The sequence below is a fragment of the Sphingomonas sp. Leaf67 genome (genome assembly GCF_001421965.1).
GTDB lineage: Bacteria > Pseudomonadota > Alphaproteobacteria > Sphingomonadales > Sphingomonadaceae > Sphingomonas.
Map to the genome: position 1 here is coordinate 1 of NZ_LMLP01000016.1, position 3,719 is coordinate 3,719.

Below are 3,719 nucleotides of genomic sequence, written 5' to 3' on the forward strand. Positions count from 1 at the left end.
ATGATCTGCTCTTCTGAAAACCTCGCACGCTTCATCGTCTGTCCTTCCTTCAGGCCAGACTCTAATCGTTCGTGGAGGAAAATCAGGGGGTCACGTCAATCCGTCCAGCGCGACGGTGGATAATGCGCTGCTTCCAACATGAACGAATGGCAGAAGATGGGAAGCTGGTGAGGCGCCCCCAACGACCGCTTGTGGGTCTTGGAGCACGGGCGTGTTTCATAATCATCGTACGCCCGTGCTACCGTGCCATCAGATTAGAGCGTCGGCGTCAGGCATGCCAACGGAAGAGCCGACGCGGCTATAAACGTAGTAGGTGACGTTGTCGGCGACGAAACTGCCATCATACTCCAAACTGGTCACGCGGGTACCAGCATCGGAAGTGATGACAGCCTGCCCACCACCGGTAAAGTCAAGGTCGCGATCAGAACCGAAGCCAATGACGCCGTCGCTGTCCCGGTCAGCCAACTTCAGCGTCGTTACCAGTAGGTCATCAACGCCGAAGTCCTTGATCCTGTCGTTGCCAAGAATGGCACCCGCGAACAGGAAGACGTCACTGCCGCTGCCGCCCGAGAGGACGTCGTTACCCTGACCACCTTCCAACAGATCTCGTCCGGAAAACCCGGTAAGTGTATCGGCGCCTGCGAAACCGCGGAGGATATCGTTGCCGGCTGTGCCGTTCAGGACGTCGGCCCCGTCCGTGCCGGTCCGATCGTCACTACGCAGGCTGATTTGAACGACGGTGCTATCGGTACCGGTGTCAAACAGCTGGCCGGTCGCGGTGATCCGGATCGCGATTGTCTCGTCACCTTCGACAAACCCATCATCGAGGATCGCTACGGAGCCCAGATTGGCGCGATAGTCGCCGGCCGGCGATTGCGTGATCGAAAAATTACCCGAGAAAGTACCGACGCTCACGTCGCTGCCATTGGTCGCAGACGACGCGTCAGTGACGAAGCTCATCGACACGAAGGTGTTTAGGCTAGTCACGCTCTTGAACGTCAACCCGATCGTGAACGTTTGATCGATGCCCTCGGTGACGACCTGGGGAGTGGTTACGACGGCGGTTGCAAGATCGGCACCGTTGACGACCTTTGGTGCGTAGCCACCAAAGTTTTCAGCGGTAAGCGAAAAGGCATCGACGTTCTCCAACCGGCCGATGGTTTGGAAGCCGCTATTTCGACCGACCGCACCATCACGATCGATCTGGAACAGCGTATCCTTGCCAGCTTGAAGCAGTCGCAGATAGCCGCTGCTACCGAACGGGTTCGATCCGTCCCAACCTTGGAAACCGAAGGCGAAGTTCGTGCTGATATCGACGACATCGCCGTCCGCACCCGCCGTGAAGTCGGCAATCGTGGGAATGGCGTTCTGCGGTGCAAAGCTGGCGAACTCAACACGATCGCGTCCGCTACCAAGCGTTGCGCGTACTGCCTGTCCGTTCCCTAGAATGAGCCGGTCGGCACCCTCACCAAGATCGATTGAACCGGTGCCGGGACTGAAGACGTAGTAGGAAACGACGTCGTCTCCTGCGCCGCCTTCGATCCGGATCGTTTCGGCAGTTCCATTAGACGAATGCGACACGAATATTGAATCGTTGCCTGCACCACCACGTATCGTGTCCGACCCGCCCGTGTCGCTGATCGTGTCATCGCCGTCGCCACCATCGATGACGTCGTTACCGAAGCCGCCCTGGATGGCGTCGCTATCGGCACCGCCATCGATAATGTCATTGCCATTGCGACCGTCGATCTGATCACGACCGGCGAAACCGCTAATGATGTCGGCACCGACCGTGCCGTTCAGGGTATCGAAGTTGTCCGTGCCGGTGATCGTCCTGCCGACCACCGCGGCGCCCGACGGTGCATATCCGCCGAAGTTTGCTGCGGTAAACGCTTCGACCAAGCTGTTCTCGAAGCGTGCCAGCGGCACGAAGCCGGACATGGAGCCGGTAGGTCCGTCGCGATCCGCTTCCAACAGGACCGACGTGCCGGACTGAACCAACCGCAGAAAGCCCGCCGGGCCAAACGGATTGGAGCCATCCCAATTGATCGTCGTCCGGGCGACATACTCGCTCAGTTCAAAGATGTCGCCCGCATCGCCTGCCTGAAAATCGGTAATGACAGGAGCAGTTCCGATCGAGGTGTACGGTTGCAGAACGATCGTATCGCGCCCGGCGCCAGTGGTGATCGTCAGCGAGGCGTTGGATACAGTCCCGAACGACAGTCGGTCGGCACCGTCACCGAGATCGATCGTCGCCGTCCCCTTGGCGGAACTGTTGAAATCGACCCGGTCGTCGCCGGTTCCGGCATTGATGACGATCGTCTCGGTCAATCCCGTCGCGCCAAAATGGCTGACGTTGATCGTATCGGCACCGGATCCACCACGCAGGATGTCCGACCCGCTGGTAAAGTCATTGACGAAGTCGTTGCCGTCTCCACCATCGATAATGTCGTCGCCTGCGCCCCCTTCCAACGAGTCTCCATCGTCGCCGCCGTTGATTACATCGTTGCCGCCGCGTCCGTTGATGATGTCAAAGCCGGCATAGCCGTTGATGACGTCGTCCCCATCCGTGCCCGATAGCGTTTCAGACGCAGCAGTGCCGTCGATCTGCATAATTTCCTCCCCCAGAATTCAGTGAGTTATGGAAGCCAACCTTGGCACGCGCAAGCGAGCGTACGATCCGGTCGAGTGGAGAGTTCAACCGCCTCGCGGTAGCTGCGAGGGTCGATCGCCTTAGCAATCTGAACGAATGGGGTGGATGGCTCCCGCTCACGGCATCGAGGTGCCATGGTGTGAAGGCTATCAGGCATTCACGAGCATATGGGAGCCACCCGTCATGGAGATTAGCACGATCGGCCTTGATCTGGCCAAGAACGTTTTCCAAGTTCACGGTATCGATGCGGACGGCAACGTGGTTGTCAGAAGGACGCTGCGTCGCGCGCAGCTTCTACCCTTCTTTGCAAGTTTGCCACCTTGTCCTGTCGGCATGGAGGCGTGCGGCACGGCGCATCATTGGGCTCGCGAGCTGATCAAGCCTGGCCACGATATCCGACAGATGCCGGCAGCGTATGTCAAACCCTATGTGAAGCGCGGCAAGACCGACGCAGCTGATGCGGAAGCGATCTGCGAGGCAGTGACGCGTCCGACGATGCGGTTTGTGCCGGTGAAGTCGCCGGAGCAGCAAGCAGCCTTGTCAATGCATCGGGCGCGCGACCTGCTGGTCAAGCAACGGACGCAGCTCGTCAACATGGTGCGGGCACTGCTTGCCGAGTTCGGCATCAACATTCCTCAAGGCATTCGTCTGGCGTTGGAGATGGCGCGCAAGATCATTGACGGCGAGGCGCCTCCCGTGCCGAGGGAAGCGGCAAAGATCGCTGGAAGATTGTCGCAACAGGCGCTCGATACCCATGCGCAGCTTCGGGAGATCGATCTGGATCTCCTCGCCTGGCAGCGGACAAACGACACAGCCCGTCGCCTCATGTCGATCCCTGGCATCGGTCCGATCGGGGCAACAGCGTTAGCCGCGTCGGTCACCGACGCGAGCCAGTTCCGCTCAGGGCGGGAGTTCGCCGCCTGGTTAGGCCTGACGCCGCGGCAGCATTCGAGTGGCGGCAAAGAGAGGCTTGGGCGGATCTCCAAGATGGGCGACAAGTATCTGCGTACGCTACTCGTCGTCGGAATGACGTCGCTGATCAAAGGCGTGAAGCGAAAGCCGGAGA

Annotated in this window: 2 protein-coding genes; one reads left to right on the forward strand and one right to left on the reverse strand. The window is 59.5% G+C overall.

The genetic code is table 11. The features are described from left to right. Positions 1-249: 249 nt before the first annotated feature. On the reverse strand, positions 250-2,613 hold the full coding sequence (locus ASE90_RS09370) for a calcium-binding protein (RefSeq protein WP_055999308.1): 2,364 nt from the start codon (positions 2,611-2,613) through the stop codon (positions 250-252). A 223-nt stretch (positions 2,614-2,836) separates the two neighbouring features. Here ASE90_RS09370 and ASE90_RS09375 point away from each other — a divergent pair. Beyond that, positions 2,837-3,719: IS110 family transposase (locus ASE90_RS09375; RefSeq protein ID WP_055999311.1), on the forward strand; the 883-nt coding region annotated here is incomplete at its 3' end.

What these genes read in the sequence shown, in the direction of transcription:
- ASE90_RS09370 (WP_055999308.1), bottom strand. Translation starts at nt 2,613, where the DNA reads ATGCAGATCGACGGCACTGCTGCGTCTGAAACGCTATCGGGCACGGAT.